Genomic DNA, 18918 nt, shown 5'->3' with positions numbered 1-18918 from the left:
CGGGTAGAGCGAGGGCGGAGGGTAGGGCGGTGGTGTCCGCGAGGGTTCCTGTGGCGGAGGTGGCGGTGGGGTGCCACTGTCCATGCTGTCCCCATTCCCCAGGTCGTCTTCCGGCGAACGAGCTTGGCCAGTAAAGCAGTTGACCTGCCCGGCGGACAGCGCGCCGGACGCTTCGGCGGGTAACGGTTCGGCACTGCCGAGCGGCGCGTGCAGGAAATTGGAGTCCTGGAGTCGTATTCGCTAGCCTTTCGAACGTGAGGCTGACCAAGAGCACCGACATCGCCCTCCGCATCGCCATGCGGCTGGCCGTCCTCGACGAGGAGGCCAACCCGACCACCCGAGAGGTGGCCGAGGCGGTCGGCGTGCCCTACACCCACGCCGCCAAGGTGGTCAGCCGACTGCAGCACCTCGGCGTGGTGGAGGCGCGGCGCGGTCACGGCGGGGGCCTGTCCCTCACCGCGGCGGGCCGCACCGGCTCGCTCGGCCCGCTGCTGCGCGAGCTGGAGGGAGTGGGCGACGTGGTCGGCTGCGAGGACGAACCACCGTGCCCGCTGCGGGCGGCCTGCCGGCTGCGCGGGGCGCTGCGCACCGCGCAGGAGGCGTTCTTCGCCGCCCTGGACCCGCTCTCGATCGGCGATCTGGTGGCCGCGCCGACCGGGCCGGTCCTGCTCGGCCTCGGCGGTCGACCGGGCCTCGGCGCGAGACCCGACCCCTCCGACTGACCCACCACATCCCACCGCCGCACCACCCCACGCCGGTCCGCGCATCCGCACGGGCAGAAATACGACTCTCAGATTCCAGTTTGGAGCCTACCGATGCTGTCCGCCAAGTCCGCCGAGGTCGTCGAAGCCACCCTGCCCGTCGTGGGTGGCGCGATCGGCGACATCACGCCGCTGTTCTACGACCGGATGTTCGCCGCCCACCCGGAGCTGCTGCGCGACCTGTTCAACCGGGGCAACCAGGCCAACGGCAGCCAGCGGCAGGCGCTCGCGGGCTCGATAGCCGCCTTCGCGACCGCCCTGATCGCCGCCCCGGACACCCGTCCGGACGCGCTGCTCGCCCGCATCGCGCACAAGCACGTGTCGGTCGGCATCAGCAGCGACCAGTACCGGATCGTCCACGAGCACCTGTTCGCCGCCATCGTGGACGTGCTCGGCGAGGCCGTCACCCCCGAGGTCGCGGCCGCCTGGGACGAGGTCTACTGGCTGATGGCGAACGCCCTGATCGCCGTCGAGGACCGGCTGCGCGCCGAGAGCGCCGCCGCCCAGCACCTCGACCCCGCCGACCTCTGGCGCCCGTACACCCTCGTCGCCCGGTACCCGGAGACCGACGACGTCACCACCTACCTGGTCCGCCCGGCCGACGGCCGCCCGCTGCCGGCCGCCAGGCCCGGCCAGTACCTCTCGGTGCGCGCCGAACTCCCCGACGGCGCCCGGCAGATCCGCCAGTACAGCCTCTCCGGCGTGGCGGACGGCGCGCTCCGGTTCACCGTCAAGCGGGCCACCGCCGAGGCCGCCGGCGGCCCGGCCGGCGAGGTCTCCAACCACCTGCACGAGCACCTGCGCGCCGGGGACGTCCTCGACATCGCCCCGCCGTTCGGCGATGTCGCGCTGACCGAGGGCGAGGGGCCGGTGCTGCTCGCCTCGGCCGGCATCGGCAACACGCCGATCACCGCCATGCTGGCCCATCTCGCCGCCACCGGCTCCACCCGCCGGGTCGTCACCGTGCACGGCGACCGCGACCAGCTGTCGCACGCCTTCCGGGCCGACCTCGCCCAACTGACCGGCAAGCTGCCGGACGCCGCCGCCCACGTCTTCTACGAGCGGCCGCTCGGCGACTGGCCGGCCGAGCGGACCGGCCTGGTCGACCTGTCCACGGTCGACGTCCCCGCGGGCGCCACCGCCTACCTCTGCGGCCCGCTGCCCTTCCTCCGCTCGGTCCGGGCCCAGCTCCTCACGGCGGGCGTCCCGGCCGCCGACATCCACTACGAGGTGTTCGGCCCCGACCTCTGGCTCGGCCAGGACGCCTGACGCCGGTCCCGCACCCTGCAGGTCGCACGGGTGCGGGACCGGTCTCCGGCGAAGGCAAGGCCGAGGGCAAGGGCGAAGGCGGGGGCGCGGGGACTCAGGGCCGGAGTTCGAGCGTGCAGCACTTGGGGCCGCCGCCGCCCTTGAACAACTCGGAGACGTCGACCGGTATCGGCTCGAAGCCCTCGTCGGCGAGGCGGGCGGCCAGCGCCTTCGCGGCCTCCGGCAGCAGCACCCGGCGGCCGTCGGAGACGGCGTTCAGGCCGAACACCTCGGCGTCCTCCTGGTCGGCGAGGACGGCGTCCGGGTAGAGGCTGCGCAGCAGCGCCTGGCTGTCCGGGGTGAACGCCTCCGGGTAGTACATGACCTGGTCTTCGGTGAGGACGGCGAGGGCGGTGTCCAGGTGGTAGAAGCGCGGGTCCACCAGGGCCAGGGTGAGCACCTGGAGGCCGAAGAGGTCCCGGGCCTCGGCGTGCGCGGCCGGGTCGGTGCGGAAGCCGCTGCCGGCCAGCACCCGGCGGCCGGCCAGCAGGTGGTCGCCCTCGCCCTCGTTGACGTGCGCGGCACGCCGCACCTCGCGGTAGCCGCCGGCCTCGAACCGGGCCTGGTGGGCGTCGGACTCGCCGGCCCGCTCGGGGTGGCGGAAGTTCGCGACCAGCACCCGGCCGTCGATCACGGTGGCGCCGTTGGCCGTGTAGACCATGTCCGGGAGGCCGGGCACCGGATCGATCAGCTCCACGGTGTGGCCGAGCTGCCCGTACAGCGCGTACAGCTGCTCCCACTGCCGGACGGCGAGCGCGGTGTCGGTCGGCCGCCCCGGGTCCATCCAGGGGTTGATCGCGTACTCGACCGTGAAGTACGTCGGCCGGCACATGAGGTAGCGCCGCGGCCTCGCGGTGCGCTCCGGAATTCGGTACGGCATGCGGCGACCTCCGCGGTCGGGAACGGGACGGAGCAAGGACGGAACGGGACGGAGCAGGGGCGGAGCGGAAGGGGACCGGGCGGAACGGAAACGGGCCCCCGGTACGGGGCGCGGGCGCCGCCCGCCGCCTACGTCCGTACGGTCCAGAGGGCGGCTGCCCCGGCCGCGCCGTTCCCACACCCGGGTGGGCGCACCGGGTGGCGCAGTACCCCGCGCATTCGGCGCGCCCACCCGCGCGCCCCTGGCGCACAAGGGCGCTCGCGAGCCGTTCCGGAACGTCCGAACCCGTCGTTCCGGCTCCTGCGGGCCTCCCGCCCGGGGCCGTCCGCCCCTTCCGCCCGGGCCCGCACGAGCCCGTCGGAGCCCGTCCGGCACCTTCCGCCCCGGGCCTTCCGACCACACGTGGCCGATCTCACGTACCGCTACCGGCCACCTACGGTGGCGTAGGTCACTTGAGACAGTGAACTATCTCCTTCATGTCGCACCTCCAGGAGACTCTTGACCTCAATTCGTACGTCGCCCTCGGGGACAGCTTCACCGAGGGCCTGAACGACCCCGGGGCCGACGGCGCCTTCGCCGGCTGGGCCGACCGGCTGGCGGGGCTGCTCGCCGGCGACCGGCCGCCGGGCGGCTTCCAATACGCGAACCTCGCGGTGCGCGGTCGGTTGCTGGACCAGATCATGGCCGAGCAGGTGCCGGAGGTCCGCCGGATCCAGCCCGACCTGGTCACCTTCTGCGCCGGCGGGAACGACATCCTGCGCCCGGGCAGCGACCCGGACGAGGTGGCCGAGCGCTTCGAGGCCGCCGTCGCCCAACTCGTCGACGCGGCGGGCACGGTGCTCATCTGCACCGGCTTCGACACGCGCGGCGTGCCGCTGTTCAAGCACCTGCGCGGGAAGATCGCCACCTACAACGGCCACATGCGCGCCGTCGCCGACCGGCACGGCTGCAAGGTGGCCGACCTCTGGTCGCTGCGGGCCGTCCAGGACCGCCGCGCCTGGAGCGAGGACCGCCTGCACCTCTCCCCCGAGGGCCACCAGCGGGTCGCCCTGCTGGCCGCCCGCTCGCTGGGCCTGCGCACCGAGCAGGACCCGGAGGCCCCCTGGCCGTCCACCCCGGCCCTCTCCGCCGCCGAACAGCGCCGGGAGAACCTCCAGTGGGCCCGCGAGTTCCTGCTGCCGTGGGTCGGCCGCCGGCTCCGCGGGGAGTCGTCCGGCGACAATGTCGAGGCCAAGCGCCCCGATTTGATGCCGCTCTGACGGTCCGTCATCTGACGGACCGTCGGACGGTGGCCGGTCGTCCGGTCGTCCTCGTGCCCGCGCGGACCCCCGCGTGCACGAGGGCGGCCAGCCCGGCGCCGACCAGGTACCAGAGCAGGTCCGGCGGGTTGAAGGTGGAGCCGAGCACCAGCCGCGCGAGCGCGCTGCGCCGGGCCAGGTCGTCCGGGACGCCGGTGAGCTGGAACAGCTCCACCGCCCAGCTCAGGCCCGCCGCCCAGACGGCCGCGACCGGCGGCCGCAGCCTCGGCGCGACCAGCACCGCGAGCGCGTACAGCAGCACGGTGTAAAGGGCGTCGCCCGCGTACTTGGCCGCCTCGCCGCCCGCCACCGTCCGCACCGCGAGCCCCGCACCGACCGTCAGCACCGCCGCCACCGCGGCCGCGCCCCGGACCGCCCACCGCCCCCGAAGATCGTCCATCCCCGCACCCTACGGCCGGCCGGCACCTCCCACCGACCGGCACCTCCCACCGACCGGCCCGACGCGGCCGACCGGCCACGACCCATCGGCCGCCGACCCGCCGACCCGCCGCGGGAACCGCGCTCGCCCCCGGTGCGTCCCTCCCTGCCGAAGGACCGGACGGGCGGACCGGTACCCTGCTGGCCGGCCCGTTTCCGGGCCGGGTCCGCGCAGGCCGTGGACCGGAACGACAGAGACAGGGCGGGGCGCAGTGACGCAGCTGACCGAGACGGTGAACGGGTCCGGGATACCGGCGGACGTGGCGGGGGCCGGGCAGGGGCCCGGGCGGCGGTTCACCGTCGAGGGCTTCGCGCCGCGCCAGGACGGCGACGCGCGTGAGCGCGGCAAGGCCCTGCGCACCCGCACCCCGCGCGAGCGGCACGCCGAGTTCCCGCCCGTCACCGACCGCCCGACCGCCGTCCAGGCGATCGAGGCCTCCAACGAGGGCCGGCTGGCCGAGCTGGTGCCGATCCGGCTGGGCCGGATGGCCGCCACCCCGTTCGCCTTCCTGCGCGGTTCGGCCGGGCTGATGGCCGCCGACCTCGCCGCCACCCCGACCAGCGGCACCGTCGCCCAGCTGTGCGGCGACGCCCACGCGGCCAACTTCGGTCTGTACGGCGACGCGCGCGGCCGGCTCGTGATGGACATCAACGACTTCGACGAGACCGTCCCCGGCCCGTGGGAGTGGGACCTCAAGCGCCTCGCCGCGAGCCTGGTCCTGGCCGGCCGGGAGATCGGCGCCGACGAGACGACCGCCCGCCGGGCCGCCTTCGACGCGGCCGGCGCCTACCGCCGCACCATGCGCACCCTGGCCAAGCTGCCCGCGCTGGACGCCTGGAACGCCGTCGCGGACGAGCAGCTGGTCTCCTTCGCCCAGGCGCACGACCTGACCGAACTGCTGGAGAAGGTCGGCGCCAAGGCGCTCGGCAACACCAGCGCCCGGTTCGCCGCCAAGTCCACCGTCCGTACCGAGGACGGCGGCCGGCGCTTCACCGCGGCACCGCCGGTGCTCAGGGAGGTGACGGACGCCACGGCCGCCGCCGTCGCCACCGCGCTCGGCGACTACGTCGGGACCGTGCCCGGCGAGCTGCACCCGCTACTGTCCCGCTACCGGGTGCAGGACGTGGCGTTCCGCGTCGTCGGTACCGGCAGCGTCGGCACCCGCTCCTACGTCGTCCTGCTGACCGACCACCGCGAGCAGCCGCTGGTGCTCCAGGTGAAGGAGGCGCGCCCGTCGGTGCTGCTGCCGCACCTGGCCCGGGCCGGCCACCCGGTCGCCGCGGCGGACGTCCACGAGGGCCGCCGGGTGGTGCGCGGGCAGAAGCGGATGCAGGTGGTCAGCGACACCCTGCTCGGCTGGACCACGGTCGACGGACTCCCCTACCAGGTGCGCCAGTTCCGCAACCGCAAGGGCAGCGTGGACCCGGCCGCCCTGCTGCCCGCCCAGCTGGACGACTACGCCCGGATCACCGGCGCCCTGCTCGCCCGCGCCCACGCCCACACCGCCGACCCCGGGGTGATCAGCGGCTACTGCGGCAAGAACGAGGCCCTGGACGAGGCGGTGGCCGGCTTCGCGGTCGCCTACGCCGACCGCACCGAGGCCGACCACGCCGACCTCCTCACCGCCATCCGCGCCGGCCGCCTCCCGGCCGAGCACGGCGTCTGACGGACGCCCGGTCCCTCGCTCCCGGTCAGGGGGCGAGGAACGGGGCCACCGCGGCGACGAACTCCGCGGGGCCGGTGTGGTGGACCAGGTGGCCGGCGTCGATAGTGACCAGGCGGCAGTCGGGGATCAGGCGGGCCAGTTCGGCCAGGCCGTCCTGCGGGACGTGGCTGGTCGGGCCGCCGGCGACCAGGAGGGTGGGCGCGGTGATCGCGCTCATCCGCTCCAGCCACCGCGGGTCCGGCCGGTCGATCTGGCTCTTGACCACCCGGACCACCGCCCAGTCGAAGTCGACGGGCTCCTCGGGGGCGTCGGCCACCTCGCTCGCGGGGCGCGGGCGCGGGGCGGGGACGTCCTCCAGGACCAGTCGGCCGACCCGCTCGGGCCGCTCCTGGGCGACCAGGTAGGCGACCACGCCGCCCATCGAGTGGCCGACCAGGTCCACCCGGTCCAGGCCGTGCGCGTCCAGCAGGGCGAGCACGTCGTCCCGCATCGCCTCCAGGCTGTACCGGCCGGGGCGGCCGCTGTCGCCGTGGCCGCGCAGGTCGAGGGCGTGGACGCGGTGGTGCGGGGCGAGGGCGGGGAGCACCACGTCCCAGTCGGTGGCCCGCTCGCCGAGGGCGTGCAGCAGGACCAGCGGCGGGCCGTCGGCCGGGCCGCTCTCCCGGCAGGCGAGGGAGAGGGCCGGCAGTTCGACTGGCAGAGGCTCGGTCATACCGGCACCGTAACCCGGGGCCCGCACCGTCCGGGCTCCGCTTTTCGCACGGCGAACAGCGGTCAGCGGCTCGGGGTGTTCTCCCGGTCAGCGGCACCCGGCGCGTCCGCGCCCTTCCCGGCCGCCGCTTCGACCGGCATCGCATCGACCGGCATCGCTTCGACCGGCATCGCTTCGCGCGCCGACACCCGGCCCGCCAGCACCGAGACGACCACCGCCAGCGCTGCCACCGCCGCGCAGACACCGCTCGCCCACGCGTACGCCGCCCGGTGCCCGCCGCCACCGCCGGTCGCCCGCAGATAGACGCCGGACAGCGCCGAGACACTGACCGCGGCCGCGATCCGCTGCGCCATCTGCAGGATCGCCCCGCCCACCCCGGCCGCCTCGGCCGGTGCGTGCCGCAGCACGAACGCCTGGTTGGAGGCCGCCATCAACCCGACCGAGGCGCCGCCCAGCAGCTGGAGCAGCGCAAGCAGCCAGGGCAGCGGACCGGTCGGCGCCCAGCGTGCGACCAGGCCGCCCGCGAGCATCACCAGCGCCGAGCCGGCCATGCCCGCGGTGACGGTCCGCCGGCCGAAGCGCTGGACGACCCGCCAGGCGAACGCCGAGGCGAAGCCCATCGCGACCGCCGACGGCAGCGCCACCAGGGCCGCGCCCATCGGCGAGAGGCCGAGGCCGTCCTGGAGGAACATCGTCAGCACCAGTCCGGCGGCCAGCGAGGAGCCGAACTGCGCCATCGCCACCGCCGTCCCCAGCGCGTACGGCGCGGAACGGGTCAGCGCCGGATGGATCAGCGGGTGGCCGCCACGCCGGGCGTAGCGGCGCTGCCACCGGGCCAGCGCGCCGAGCAGCGCGGCCGCCGCGGCGGCGAACCCGAGCCAGCCGGCCCAGCCGGGAGGCTGGACGAACGGCAGCATCAGCGCCAGGGTCAGCGCGGCGACGAGCAGCAGTCCGACCAGGTCGAGGTCGGCGTGCCGGGTGCTGGGGCGCGGGCGCGGCAGGTGGCGGACCGCCAGCAGCAGGGTGGCCAGCCCGAACGGCACGTTGAGCAGGAAGGTCAGCCGCCAGCCCTGTTCCGGTCCGACGGCGGCGAGCACCGCGCCGCCGATCGGCGGGCCGAGGGCGAAGGCGAGGCCGCCGGTCACGGCGTACATCCCGAGCGCGCGGGCCCGTAGCTGGCCCTGGAAGACGTCCTGGAGGGTGCCGATCATCTGGGAGTTCACCAGTCCGGCGCCGGCGCCCTGGAGCAGCCGGGCGGCGACCAGCACCCAGGGCTCGGTGGCGGTCGCCGAGAGCAGGCTGACGACGGTGAACAGGGCGAGGCCGCCGACGAAGAACCACTTGCGGCCGCGCACGTCGCCGAGCCGCCCGCCGGGTATCAGGGCCAGGCCGAAGGCCAGCGAGTAGCCGGCGACGATCCACTGCAGGTGTGCGGGCTGGGCGTGCAGCGACTCGCGCAGCGCGGGGATCGCGGTATTGAGCACCGACTGGTCGATGAGGGTGGTGAAGCCGCCGGCGACGCAGACCAGCAGCACCCGCCGCCCGGCCGCGTCGAACCGCTCCTTGACCGGCGGCGCCGGTATCGCGCCGGTCGCGCTCACGGTTCGACCACCACCAGCGCGTACCGGGCACCGGTCGGGCCGGGGCAGTGGAAGCGGCTGGTCTCGGCGGTGAACCGCAGGCAGTCTCCGGCCTCCAGCAGGTGTTCCGTGCCGTCGACGGTCATCGACAGCAGGCCGTCCAGCACCCAGAGGTGGTGCTCCCGGCCGGTGTCGTCGGGCTTGTCGTAGGCGATGTCGGCTCCGGCGGGGAGCAGCCCCTCGATCACCTCGGCCCGCAGCGAACCGTGCGGCGGCGAGACGGAGCGCCGGACGTACCCGGTCGCCTCGTCCCGCCAGATCCGCTGGTCCGCGGCCCGCACCAGCCGGGCGGGCGCGGCCTCGACCTCGGCGAGCAGCCGCGACATGCTGCGCCCGTACACCGCGCAGAGCCGCCCGAGCAGCGCCGCCGTCGGGCTCACCTCGGACCGTTCGACACGCGACAGCGTCGAGCGGCTGACGTCCGCCCGCTGTGCCAACTCCTCCAGCGTCCACCCGCGTTCGACCCGCAGTTCGGCGAGCCGTTCCGCCAGCCGCTCGTCGGCGGCCGTATCCATTCCCATATCCGTGATGCTATCCCGGATATGGGACACCCCTGGCCGGGGCCGCCCAGACCCTGAGCCCCGGCCGCCTCGCGCGCCCCGGGCCGCCCGGCCGGGCAACAGGGCCGTCGAGGACAGCGCTCCGCCCCGCCGGACGAGGTCCGGCGGGGCGGCGTCGGGCGACCGGCCTTGCGCGACCGGCGTCAGGCCAGGGCCTCCAGGCGGGCCCGCAGTTTGTCGAGCGCCGGCCGCTGGCCCGGGTAGGCGTTGGTGATGTGCAGGGCTGCCGCCTTCATCGTGGCGGCCAGCTCCCTGCGGACCTCCGACGGGACCGGTGTGCGGCCGTGGACGGTGCGGAGCGTCTCGATGTCCTCGGTGAAGTACCCGGCGAGGCCCTCCAGGACCTTCCGGTCCGGCTCGTCCGGCAGCGCGGCCACCGCGGGGATGTCCTTCGCCAGGCGCTCCCAGCGGTACTGCACATCGGCGAGGACGGCGGCATCCAGCTCGACGGCCAGGGCGGCCCACCGGTCGGCGCTCGGCTGGACGGCCGGGACGGCCGCGAAGATGCTCCGGAGCACGGCGACGCCCTGCCGCTCCACGTCCCGGTCCTGGTCGACCAGGGCGCGGACGAGTTCCCGCGCCCGCTGGGCGAAGGGCTTCGCCTCCGGCAGGCCGGCGGTGCCCTCGATCAGGGCGTCCAGCAGGAGTTCGGCGAGCGCCAGCGGTGCGCGGTCGACCGTGCCGCGCGGGACCCGCAGGGCGCCGGAGGCGGCGTCGAAGGTGATCCGGTCGCCGCGCTCGACCAGGACCGGGTCGATCCGGTCCACCGCGTGCTTGAGCTCGCCGAGGTAGGGGAAGAGCTGGGCCACCACGGCCTGCTCCTTGGGGAGCAGGCAGGCGACGCCGCCGCGCACGGTCCGCTCGGTGATGTACCCCCAGGAGGCCAGCTGGTTCTCCAGGGAGAGCAGGCGGGCGTGGCGCTTCCAGACGGACCACTCGGGCGTCTTCCACTTGGCCTCGGTGAAGGTGGTCACGGCGAAGCCCTCGCAGTCCGAGGCGCGGACCCAGGCCCGGTTGACCATGATGTCCAGCCAGGCCAGCGCGCCGCCGAGGGTGGTGGTCCCCGACCGCTTCGCCAGCTCCCCGCGCCGGGCCACGAGCCGCCCGAACGCCTGGTACTGGCCCCAGGCGTTCTCGCTCCGCTCGACGAGCAGTGCGGCGGCCTCCGCGTAGGTGTCGGCATTGCTCCGGGCCAAGTCGGCGGACAGGTACGTCCAGGCCCAGCCGCGACGGTACGCGTAGTCCTTGACCGGGTGCTCCCCGAGGCCCTCCATGAGGCTGTGGGACAGCTCGTGCACCAGGGTGAGGGCGCGGTCGGTGAGGCCCCGGACGCCCGGGCCGACCAGGCCCGGGCGGAGCTGGATCTCCTGCACCGACGGGACTTCCCCGTTGGTGATCACCGTGTTCGCCCCCATCGTGGCGGGCAGGTCCTCCCGCACCACGAACCTGACCTCGCGCATCCGGCGGCCCAGCCGGGCGAAGCGCTGCTGGAAGGCCGGGTAGTCGGGGGCGGCTCCCGGGCCGTTCAGCACCGTGGTCGCGGTCAGCTCCGCCACGGTGCCGAGGGCGACGATCTCGTCGATCCGGGCGGTGATCGAGGCCAGCACCTTCTGCTCGGCCGGGGTCAGGTCTCGGGTCAAGGGGGTTCCTCCGCGGCTCGTTTCGCCAACCGGCTTTCCTGGCGGGCCGGTTCACTCGGCGACGTGCGGACGGAATGATGACGGGTGGGAATGTACAACGAATAAACACCGGGCGCCCGGTTTTCCTCCGCACCCCCACGGCCCGGGCCCGGCGGGCGCAGGGCCCGTCTTCGGTTCCGGGAGAACGGGCTGTCGATCATCGGATACCTCCAAGGAAACCCCGGCCTCCAGGACGGGGAGGAATTGGATCTCCCGCACTGCGGGGCAGGGAGCTGTGATTTGCCGTCAAGGCGGACCGCGGTGCTCTGACCGGATAATTTGGTCCTAAGTTGCAGCCGCGCTAGTTTGTGAGCGTGACCACGTGCCATGTGAAGCGGGCGTTCAAGTACCGCTTCTATCCGACAGATGCGCAGGCGGCTGAGCTGTCGCGCACGTTCGGGTGTGTTCGCAAGGTCTACAACATGGCGCTTGCGGCCCGCACCGAGGCGTGGACGCTGCGCCGGGAGCGGGTCAACTACAACGCCACCAGCGCGATGCTGACCGGGTGGAAGAAGACCGAGGAGCTGGCCTACCTCTGCGAGGTGTCGTCGGTTCCGTTGCAGCAGGCGCTGCGGCATCTGCAGGGGGCGTTCAGCAACTTCTGGCAGAAGCGGGCGAAGTATCCGACGTTCAAGTCCCGGAAGAAGTCCCGCCGCTCCGCCGAGTACACCACCAGCGGCTTCCGGTACCGGGACGGCCGGCTGACCCTGGCGAAGATGACCGATCCGCTGGACATCGTGTGGTCCCGTCCTCTGCCGGAGGGCGCTTCCCCGTCCATGGTGACCGTGTCCCAGGACGCGGCCGGACGCTGGTTCGTCTCCATGCTGTGCGACGACCGCCCGGCCATGCCCGGGGCGGTCAACGCCGCCGTGGGTGTCGACGCCGGCATCACCAGCCTGGTGACGCTCTCCACCGGGGAGAAGGTCACCAACCCGAGGCACGAGCGCCAGGACCGGGAACGCCTCGCCAAAGCCCAGCGGGATCTCTCCCGCAAGGCCGAGGGCGACGGCGCCAACCGGGCCAAGGCCCGACTCAGGGTCGGGCGGGCGTACGCCCGGATCGCCGACCGGCGCAGGGACTTCCTGCACAAGCTCACCACTCGACTCGTTCGTGAGAACCAAACGATCGTGATCGAGGATCTGAGCGTCCGGAACATGCTCGGGAACCGGCGGCTGTCGCGTGCCATCAGTGACGCGTCCTGGACCGAGCTGCGGTCCATGCTGGAGTACAAGGCCGAATGGTACGGGCGCGAGGTGATCACCGTCGACCGGTGGTTCCCCTCGTCCAAGCTGTGCTCGGCCTGCGGAACCTTGCAGAGCAGGATGCCGCTGAACGTCCGCGAGTGGACGTGCGCCTGCGGGACGGCCCACGACCGGGACGTCAACGCGGCACGAAATATCCTGGCCGCCGGACTGGCGGTTGCAGCCTGTGGAGACGGTGTCAGACCTCAACGGAGCACTCCGGGCGGGCAGTCGTCGGTGAAGCAGGAAGTAGTCCCACCGCCGCGCTCACGCGCGGCGGCTCGGCCGCGAGGCTGAGGGGAATCCCCGCCCTTCAGGGCAGGGAGGATGTCAAATGATGTCCGCGATCAAGGGCCGGTTGGCCCATGCACAACACGGGGGAACCACATGTTCGGCATCATCAGACCGTGCCGCCACCGGCTCTCGGAGCGGCTCCAGGCGAGCTGGATGGCCCATCTCTGCGGCCTCTGCCTCGCCCTGCGCGACGACCACGGGCAACTGGCGCGCACGGCCACCAACTACGACGGGCTGATCATCTCGGTGCTGGTCGAGGCCCAGGCCGCCGGGCACACCGACGGCGGGGCCGGCCGGCGGACCGCCGGGCCGTGTCCGCTGCGCGGCATGCGGACGGCCTCGGTCGCGCGGGGCGAGGGTGCCCGGCTGGCGGCCGCCGTCTCGCTGGCGCTCGCCTCGGTGAAGATCCGCGACCATGTCGAGGACCAGGACGGCGTGTTCGCCCGGCGCCCGGTGGCGGTCGGCGCGCGGGCGGTCACCCGGCGCTGGGACCGCAGGAGCGCGGGCAGCGCCTCGGTGGTCGGCTTCGACACCTCGGTGCTACTGGACGCGGCCGCCCGCCAGGGCGAGCTGGAGCGCGAACTGCCCGTCGGCGGCTCGGTGCTGCTGGTCACCGAACCCACCGAGACCGCCACCGCCGCCGCGTTCGCGCACACCGCCGTGCTGGCCGGACGGCCGGGGAACGAGGCGCCGCTGGCCGAGGCCGGGCGGCTGTTCGGACGGCTGGCGCACCTGCTGGACGCCGCCGAGGACCAGGAGGCCGACGCCGCGAGCGGCGCCTGGAACCCGCTCGACGCCACCGGCACCGACCGCGCCGAGGCCGAACGGCTGTGCCGGGACGCCGTTCACGGCATCCGGCTGGCGCTGCGGGACGTCGAGCTCACGGACCGGGCGCTGGTGCACATCCTGCTCGCCCACGAGACCGAGCGGGCCGTCGAGCGGGTCTTCGGGCGGCCCGGCCACGCCGCCTGCCGGGTCGGGCACGAGCCCGGCGCGACGCCCACCGACCAGCAGCAGCACGGCCATGCGCAGCACAGCCACTCGCAGCACGGCCACCCGGACCAGGTCGCGACCGGCTCCAACCCCTACCAGAGCCCGCCGCGGCACGACCCCGGCCAGGCCCCGCCGCAGGGCCCGGGCGCCCCCGTCCCGCCCTGGGTGCCGCAGGGCCCCGGCTTCACCCCGCCCGGCGCGCCGCCGCCCAACCGCCGCAATCTGCTGGCCGGTTGCGCCGCCTGGGCACTGATGGGCTGCACCTGCCAGCTGCTCTGCTGCGAGCACAACCACCCGTTCTCCGGCGAGCGCCGCGAGGGCTTCTGCGCCCGCAACGAGTGCTGCGACTGCGGCAACTGCTGCGACAGCTGCCAGTGCTGCGGCGAGAACGCCCAGTGCTGCAACGACTGCGGCTGCTGCGACGGTTGCGACTGCGGCTGCGACTGCTGAGGCCGTTCCGGCCGGCGGATCCCTGAGGCCGGCCGGAGGCCGGGTCCTGGGCACTGCCCCGGACCCGGCCTCAGTGCGCCGTGGCGCACGTCGCTGTCGCCCCACGGCGACCGGACCGGCCCGACCGCGGCATCAGGCAGCGAGGCCGACGCCCAGGGTGACAGCGACGGGGACGAGGTAGAGCAGCGGGAAGGGGACGGTCTTGTACGAGCGGGCCCGGATGTTGGTGAGCACGGCGCCGGCGAAGTAGAGGATCAGGCCGACCGCGGCGGCGACGCCGATCGCCGGAACGGCGAGGCCGACCAGCAGGCCGGCGGCACCGGCGAGCTTCGCCACGGCGAGCCAGGTCCACCACGCGCGGGGCACGCCGTAGTCGACGAGCGGCTGGGTGACGAACTCGGCCCGGCGGGCCAGCGAGACGCCGGAGAAGCCGACCCAGAGGGCACTGACGACAGCAAGGACGACGTGGGCGACAGACATGGTGGTACCTCGTTCATGTGGAAGGAGTGGCGGGAGGCGACGCGAGCGCTCTGCCCCGGTGGCTTGTGGGTCGACGCTTCACTGACCCGCGGCACGCGCCCGGTGTGACAGGACGGCCGGAGGATTCTTCGCAGGCCGTTCCGACAAGCCGACCGCACCCAAGGGCCGACCGAAGGGACACGCCGTGATCGAATCGAGACCGACCGGCCGCCGTCGACCAGGCCCGCCGACACCGACCTCGATGCGCACAGGGGCGCGGCCGAAAGCTCCCGCAGGTGGAGTCGGACCGGGTCCGCAGGCGTACGCGCCACGGAACCGGCTCCGTCTCGCGGCGTACCCGCCGTCCCCCGGCGGAGCGACGCGCCGGAGCGTGACATCCACCTAACGTGGCGTCATGTCGAAGACCGCCCGGTGGCGTTCCGCCGCCCTGCCGATCGCCTCCACCGCCCTGGTGCTGGCCCTCGCCGGCCCGGCCGCCGCCTCCGCCCCGGCTGCCGCCACCGCCACGACCGCTCCGGAGGCCGCTCCGGACGCCACTCCGGAGGCCACTCCGGAGGCCACTCCGGAGACCGCTCCGGAGACCGCTCCGGAGACCGCTCCGGACACCAAGCCCGACGCCGCCGGTCCCCGGGTACCGGCCACCAGCACCCACCGGCCCGTCGGGACGACCTCGGCCCGCCTGGTCGACCGGGACCGGCCCGACCCCTGGCGCCCGGACACGCCGTCCCGCGAGCTGATGGTCACCTTCTGGTACCCGACCGACTCCGCCCGGGGCGCCCACGCGCCCTACCTGTCAACGGAGTTGTCCACCGCCCTGTACGGCACCGACGCACCGGCCGGGGTGCGGACCGGCGCCGTGGCCGGGGCCCGGCCCGCCCCGGGGCGCCGGCCGCTGGTCCTGCTCTCCCCCGGCTTCGGCCTGAGCCGCACCACCCTCACCGCACTCGGCGAGGAACTCGCCGCCCGGGGCTACGCGGTGGCCGCCGTCGACCACACCTACGAGACCCTGGTGGAGTTCCCGGGCGGGCGGATCGAACCCTGCCTGGTCTGCGGGCGGGAGGGCACGGATCCGGACTTCGGCGCGACGGCCTCCCGCGTCCGGGCGGCCGACCTGCGCTTCGTGATCGACCGGCTCACCGCCCCCGGGAACCGGGGCCCGGTCCGCGGGCTCACCGTCGACCCGGGCCGGATCGCCGCGGTGGGCCATTCGCTCGGCGGTGCGGCCGCCCTGGAGGCGATGGCCGAGGACCGCCGGATCCGCGCCGCCGCGAACCTGGACGGCACCGTCTGGATCCCGCCCACCGGCCTCCGTTCCCGCCCCGTGCTGCTGTTCAGCTCCCAGCTCGGCGGCTCACCGGGCGCCACCGGGAACTGGGAGGACAGCTGGAAGCGCCTCACCGGCCCCCGGTACTGGGTGGACCTGCCGACCGCCGGGCACCTCTCGTTCTCCGACGAGCACTGGGTGGTGGACGCCCTCGGCAGCCGCGACCAGCTACCGGCCGACTCGGGGCCCGACCTCTTCGGCACCGTCCGGGGCGAGCGCGCGCTCGCCGCCACCCGCGCCTACCTCGGCGCGTTCCTCGACCGGCACCTGCTGGGCCGTCCGGCCCCGCTGCTCGACCGGCCCTCGCGGGCCTTCCCCGAGGTCCGCTTCGCCAAGTAGCGCTCCGGGCGCGGCAGTCCGGGCGGGCTCGCCCGTCCGGGCGCCGCGCTGCCACAGCGGCAGCACCTCGACCCGCGCGGCCGGGCGGCGGTCCACCGGGCGGTGGTCCGCCGGACGGCGCTCACCCATCGCGGCCCACCGCCGGTCTCGGCGCCCCGACCGTTGTCACGGCCGCCGCGCTGCGGCGGTCGGCCGCCAGCGAGTCCTCCAGCCGGGCCAGCAGCACCCGGAAGCGGTCCGTGTCCTCGGCCGTCATCCGGCCGCCCTCGGCCGGGATCCGTATGCCCCGGCCGCCCCTCGTTCCCTCGGTCATGCCCCGACGTTAGGCGATGACGATCAACGCCGGATAAACGGAGCGGGCCCGGCCGAACGGAACCCCGTCCGTCCGCCGGGGCTGCTCGAACCGGGTCCTCAGGCCCGCCCGAGCACCCGGTCCACCGCGATCTCGACGACCACCCGGTCCGGATTCACCCGGGGTTCGCGGTAGCGCTCGGCGTACCGGCGCTCCGCCTCGGCCACCGCCGCCGGCTCCTGCCGGACCACGGCCACGCCCTCCAGTGTCGACCAGCGCGCCCGGTCCACCTGGCAGACCGCAACCCGCTGGCCCTCCGCCCCGGCCTCCACGACGTTCCGCACCTTCCGGCTGGTCCGGCTGCTGATCACCCGCGCGATCCCGGTCTCCGGGTCGAAGGTCACCCCGACCGGCACCACGTGCGGCGAGCCGTCCGGGCGCAGGGTGGTCAGGGTGGCGATGTGCCGCTCCCGCCAGAAGGCGAGGAAGGCGTCGTCGAGCGCGCGGGGATCATGGGCCATGCCCGCGATGGTACGTCGCCGGGCCCGGCGGACGGCCGCCGGGCCCGGGTGCGCACGTCCCCGGACCCGTCTCCGCCGGGCCCCGGACGCGCGTGCGTGTCAGTGCCCGCGGGCGATCCACTCCGGCAGGGCCGGACCCTCGGCGCCGATGGTGGTCGGGTCGCCGTGGCCGGTGTGGACCACCGTCTCCGGCGGCAGCGTCAGCAGACGCTCCCGGATCGAGTCGATGATGGTCGGGAAGTGCGAGAACGACCGGCCGGTGGCTCCGGGGCCGCCGTGGAAGAGGGTGTCACCGGTGAACACGGTGCCCAGCTCCGGGGCGTACAGGCAGACCGCGCCCGGCGCGTGGCCCGGGGTGTGCAGGACGGTCAGCGCCGTACCGGCGACCTCGATCCGCTGCCCGTCGGCGAGTTCGCCGTCCGGCAGCCGGTCGGGGTGGGTGAGCTTCCACAGCGGCAGGTCGTCCGGGTGCAGCAGGATCGGCGCGCCGGTGCGCTCGGCGAGCGCGGGGGCGGCGTCGATGTGGTCGTTGTGGGCGTGGGTGGAGACGACCGCGAGCAGCCGGCGCCCGCCGAGCGCCGCCTCGATCGCCGCGGCGTCGTGGGCCGCGTCGATCACCACGGCCTCGGCGTCGTCGCCGACGATCCAGACGTTGTTCTCCACCTCCCAGCTGCCGCCGTCGAGTTCGAAGGTGCCGGCGGTGACGAGCCGGTCGATCCGGAGGCTGCCGGTGCTCACAGGACCACCACCGAACGGAGCACGTCGCCGTGGTGCATGCGCTCGAACGCCTGCTCCACCGCGTCGAGTTCGATGGTCTCGCTGACGAACGCGCCGAGGTCCAGGCGGCCCTGGAGGTAGAGGTCGATCAGCATCGGGAAGTCCCGCGAGGGCAGGCAGTCGCCGTACCAGGAGGACTTCAGCGCACCCCCGCGCCCGAACACGTCGAGCAGCGGGAGCTCCAGCTGCATCTCCGGCGTCGGGACGCCGACCAGGACGACGGTGCCGGCCAGGTCGCGGGCGTAGAAGGCCTGCTTGTAGGTCTCCGGGCGGCCGACCGCCTCGACCACGACGTCCGCGCCGTTCCCGCCGGTCAGCTCGCGGATCGCCTCGACCGCGTCGGTGCTGGTCGAGTTGACGGTGTGGGTGGCACCGAGCTTCCGGGCGGTGGCGAGCTTGCGGTCGTCGATGTCCACCGCGATGATCTTCGCCGCGCCGGCCAGCCGGGAGCCGAGCACGGCCGCCCCGCCGACCCCGCCGCAGCCGATCACGGCGACCGAGTCGCCCCGGCCGACGTTGCCGGTGTTGATCGCGGCGCCGATGCCCGCCATCACGCCGCAGCCGAGCAGCCCGGCGACGGCCGGGTCGGCGGCCGGGTCCACCTTGGTGCACTGGCCGGCGGCGACCAGGGTCTTCTCGGCGAACGCGCCGATGCCCAGGGCCGGGGACAGCTCCGTGCCGTCCAGCAGCGTCATCTTCTGCTTGGCGTTGTGGGTGTTGAAGCAGTACTGCGGGCGTCCGCGCTGACAGGAGCGGCACTGGCCGCAGACGGCGCGCCAGTTGAGGACCACGAAGTCGCCGGGCGCGACCTCGGTGACGCCCTCGCCGACCGTCTCCACGATGCCCGCGGCCTCGTGGCCCAGCAGGAAGGGGAACTCGTCGTTGATCCCGCCCTCGCGGTAGTGCAGATCGGTGTGGCACACGCCGCAGGCCTGGATCCGCACCACCGCCTCGCCCGGCCCGGGGTCGGGCACGACGATCGTCGTCACCTCCACGGGCGCGCCCTTGGCGCGCGCGACGACTGCCTTGACCTGCTGGGCCATCCGGTTCTCCTCCGTCGGCCGGTGCCCCTGCGCACCGGCGTGACCTGCGTCGACGCGAGTCGGACGACCCGCCCACGCAGCCTAGCGCCCGCTGCGGCGGGCGGCCGGGGAACGCCCCTGGTGATCCGTCTCACCGGTCGGCCCGGCCCGCCGACTGCCGCTCCGGTGCGCACGGCCGCACCCCTCCGGCGGCCCTCCCCGACCCCTTCGGCGCCCCCTCC

At 74.5% G+C, this 18918-nt stretch carries 18 protein-coding genes; 7 read left to right on the top strand and 11 right to left on the bottom strand.

Going from position 1 to position 18918, the window contains the following annotated elements; all coding sequences use genetic code 11:
- Positions 1-254 precede the first annotated feature (254 nt).
- Together ADK60_RS37625 and ADK60_RS37620 are read left to right on the top strand one after the other, a co-directional pair.
- Positions 255-722, top strand: a complete 468-nt coding sequence (locus tag ADK60_RS37625; RefSeq protein ID WP_053651304.1) for an RrF2 family transcriptional regulator — start codon at positions 255-257, stop codon at positions 720-722.
- A 93-nt stretch (positions 723-815) separates the two neighbouring features.
- Positions 816-2030: a globin domain-containing protein gene (locus ADK60_RS37620; protein ID WP_053651303.1), complete on the top strand. Its 1215-nt coding sequence runs from the start codon at positions 816-818 to the stop codon at positions 2028-2030.
- A 94-nt stretch (positions 2031-2124) separates the two neighbouring features.
- Here ADK60_RS37620 and ddaH read toward each other — a convergent pair whose 3' ends face one another.
- On the bottom strand, positions 2125-2949 hold the full coding sequence (gene ddaH, locus ADK60_RS37615; RefSeq protein ID WP_053651302.1) for a dimethylargininase: 825 nt from the start codon (positions 2947-2949) through the stop codon (positions 2125-2127).
- Positions 2950-3425: 476 nt separating this feature from the next.
- Here ddaH and ADK60_RS37610 point away from each other — a divergent pair, with 476 nt between their 5' ends.
- Complete coding sequence (locus tag ADK60_RS37610; protein WP_053651301.1) at positions 3426-4208, top strand: SGNH/GDSL hydrolase family protein; 783 nt, start codon at positions 3426-3428, stop codon at positions 4206-4208.
- A 7-nt stretch (positions 4209-4215) separates the two neighbouring features.
- On the opposite strand, the gene ADK60_RS37605 is transcribed toward ADK60_RS37610, so the two are convergent.
- Positions 4216-4647: a ribosomal maturation YjgA family protein gene (locus ADK60_RS37605; protein WP_053651300.1), complete on the bottom strand. Its 432-nt coding sequence runs from the start codon at positions 4645-4647 to the stop codon at positions 4216-4218.
- Positions 4648-4897: 250 nt separating this feature from the next.
- Between ADK60_RS37605 and ADK60_RS37600 the strand changes: the two genes are divergently transcribed.
- The gene (locus ADK60_RS37600; RefSeq protein ID WP_053651299.1) at positions 4898-6352 is read left to right on the top strand and encodes a DUF2252 domain-containing protein; all 1455 of its coding nucleotides are present in this window, start codon (positions 4898-4900) and stop codon (positions 6350-6352) included.
- A gap of 25 nt (positions 6353-6377) precedes the next feature.
- On the opposite strand, the gene ADK60_RS37595 is transcribed toward ADK60_RS37600, so the two are convergent.
- The 4 genes from ADK60_RS37595 to ADK60_RS37580 all read right to left on the bottom strand — a co-directional run bounded on the left by ADK60_RS37595 (position 6378) and on the right by ADK60_RS37580 (position 10904).
- Positions 6378-7064, bottom strand: coding sequence for an alpha/beta fold hydrolase (locus ADK60_RS37595; RefSeq protein ID WP_053651298.1), 687 nt, complete (start codon positions 7062-7064; stop codon positions 6378-6380).
- A gap of 62 nt (positions 7065-7126) precedes the next feature.
- A complete protein-coding gene (locus ADK60_RS37590) occupies positions 7127-8665 on the bottom strand; it encodes an MFS transporter (protein ID WP_063783390.1) in 1539 nt (512 codons plus the stop codon).
- The gene (locus ADK60_RS37585) at positions 8662-9225 is read right to left on the bottom strand and encodes a helix-turn-helix domain-containing protein (protein ID WP_502687479.1); all 564 of its coding nucleotides are present in this window, start codon (positions 9223-9225) and stop codon (positions 8662-8664) included. Before ADK60_RS37585 ends, ADK60_RS37590 begins: the two co-directional genes overlap by 4 nt.
- A gap of 182 nt (positions 9226-9407) precedes the next feature.
- Positions 9408-10904: a M35 family metalloendopeptidase gene (locus tag ADK60_RS37580; protein ID WP_053651297.1), complete on the bottom strand. Its 1497-nt coding sequence runs from the start codon at positions 10902-10904 to the stop codon at positions 9408-9410.
- A 347-nt stretch (positions 10905-11251) separates the two neighbouring features.
- Here ADK60_RS37580 and ADK60_RS37575 point away from each other — a divergent pair, with 347 nt between their 5' ends.
- Positions 11252-12481: an RNA-guided endonuclease InsQ/TnpB family protein gene (locus ADK60_RS37575; protein WP_053651296.1), complete on the top strand. Its 1230-nt coding sequence runs from the start codon at positions 11252-11254 to the stop codon at positions 12479-12481.
- 90 nt (positions 12482-12571) lie between these two features.
- Positions 12572-13921: a DUF5685 family protein gene (locus ADK60_RS37570; protein WP_053651295.1), complete on the top strand. Its 1350-nt coding sequence runs from the start codon at positions 12572-12574 to the stop codon at positions 13919-13921.
- A 132-nt stretch (positions 13922-14053) separates the two neighbouring features.
- Here ADK60_RS37570 and ADK60_RS37565 read toward each other — a convergent pair whose 3' ends face one another.
- Positions 14054-14401: a DoxX family protein gene (locus tag ADK60_RS37565; protein ID WP_053651294.1), complete on the bottom strand. Its 348-nt coding sequence runs from the start codon at positions 14399-14401 to the stop codon at positions 14054-14056.
- Positions 14402-14795: 394 nt separating this feature from the next.
- Between ADK60_RS37565 and ADK60_RS37560 the strand changes: the two genes are divergently transcribed.
- Complete coding sequence (locus tag ADK60_RS37560; RefSeq protein WP_053651293.1) at positions 14796-16064, top strand: alpha/beta hydrolase family protein; 1269 nt, start codon at positions 14796-14798, stop codon at positions 16062-16064.
- Positions 16065-16185: 121 nt separating this feature from the next.
- Here ADK60_RS37560 and ADK60_RS37555 read toward each other — a convergent pair whose 3' ends face one another.
- From ADK60_RS37555 to ADK60_RS37540, 4 genes are all read right to left on the bottom strand, one after another.
- Positions 16186-16377 carry a hypothetical protein gene (locus tag ADK60_RS37555; RefSeq protein WP_053651292.1) on the bottom strand — a complete coding sequence of 64 codons (192 nt, stop codon included), beginning with the start codon at positions 16375-16377 and terminating at the stop codon, positions 16186-16188.
- Between the two features lie 98 nt (positions 16378-16475).
- Positions 16476-16877, bottom strand: coding sequence for a pyridoxamine 5'-phosphate oxidase family protein (locus ADK60_RS37550; RefSeq protein WP_053651291.1), 402 nt, complete (start codon positions 16875-16877; stop codon positions 16476-16478).
- A 99-nt stretch (positions 16878-16976) separates the two neighbouring features.
- Positions 16977-17615: an MBL fold metallo-hydrolase gene (locus tag ADK60_RS37545; RefSeq protein ID WP_053651290.1), complete on the bottom strand. Its 639-nt coding sequence runs from the start codon at positions 17613-17615 to the stop codon at positions 16977-16979.
- Positions 17612-18697 carry an S-(hydroxymethyl)mycothiol dehydrogenase gene (locus tag ADK60_RS37540; protein ID WP_053651289.1) on the bottom strand — a complete coding sequence of 362 codons (1086 nt, stop codon included), beginning with the start codon at positions 18695-18697 and terminating at the stop codon, positions 17612-17614. Before ADK60_RS37540 ends, ADK60_RS37545 begins: the two co-directional genes overlap by 4 nt.
- Positions 18698-18918 lie beyond the last annotated feature (221 nt).

The sequence above is a fragment of the Streptomyces sp. XY431 genome, assembly GCF_001279805.1.
Lineage (GTDB): Bacteria > Actinomycetota > Actinomycetes > Streptomycetales > Streptomycetaceae > Kitasatospora > Kitasatospora purpeofusca.
Note: the sequence above shows the minus strand (reverse complement) of the source record. Positions and strands in the feature narration are given on the sequence as shown.

What these genes read in the sequence shown, in the direction of transcription:
- ADK60_RS37570 (WP_053651295.1), top strand. Translation starts at nt 12,572, where the DNA reads ATGTTCGGCATCATCAGACCGTGCCGCCACCGGCTCTCGGAGCGGCTC.
- ADK60_RS37560 (WP_053651293.1), top strand. Translation starts at nt 14,796, where the DNA reads ATGTCGAAGACCGCCCGGTGGCGTTCCGCCGCCCTGCCGATCGCCTCC.
- ADK60_RS37605 (WP_053651300.1), bottom strand. Translation starts at nt 4,647, where the DNA reads ATGGACGATCTTCGGGGGCGGTGGGCGGTCCGGGGCGCGGCCGCGGTG.
- ADK60_RS37620 (WP_053651303.1), top strand. Translation starts at nt 816, where the DNA reads ATGCTGTCCGCCAAGTCCGCCGAGGTCGTCGAAGCCACCCTGCCCGTC.
- ADK60_RS37565 (WP_053651294.1), bottom strand. Translation starts at nt 14,401, where the DNA reads ATGTCTGTCGCCCACGTCGTCCTTGCTGTCGTCAGTGCCCTCTGGGTC.
- ADK60_RS37555 (WP_053651292.1), bottom strand. Translation starts at nt 16,377, where the DNA reads ATGACCGAGGGAACGAGGGGCGGCCGGGGCATACGGATCCCGGCCGAG.
- ADK60_RS37610 (WP_053651301.1), top strand. Translation starts at nt 3,426, where the DNA reads ATGTCGCACCTCCAGGAGACTCTTGACCTCAATTCGTACGTCGCCCTC.
- ddaH (WP_053651302.1), bottom strand. Translation starts at nt 2,949, where the DNA reads ATGCCGTACCGAATTCCGGAGCGCACCGCGAGGCCGCGGCGCTACCTC.
- ADK60_RS37550 (WP_053651291.1), bottom strand. Translation starts at nt 16,877, where the DNA reads ATGGCCCATGATCCCCGCGCGCTCGACGACGCCTTCCTCGCCTTCTGG.
- ADK60_RS37595 (WP_053651298.1), bottom strand. Translation starts at nt 7,064, where the DNA reads ATGACCGAGCCTCTGCCAGTCGAACTGCCGGCCCTCTCCCTCGCCTGC.
- ADK60_RS37585 (WP_502687479.1), bottom strand. Translation starts at nt 9,225, where the DNA reads ATGGGAATGGATACGGCCGCCGACGAGCGGCTGGCGGAACGGCTCGCC.
- ADK60_RS37540 (WP_053651289.1), bottom strand. Translation starts at nt 18,697, where the DNA reads ATGGCCCAGCAGGTCAAGGCAGTCGTCGCGCGCGCCAAGGGCGCGCCC.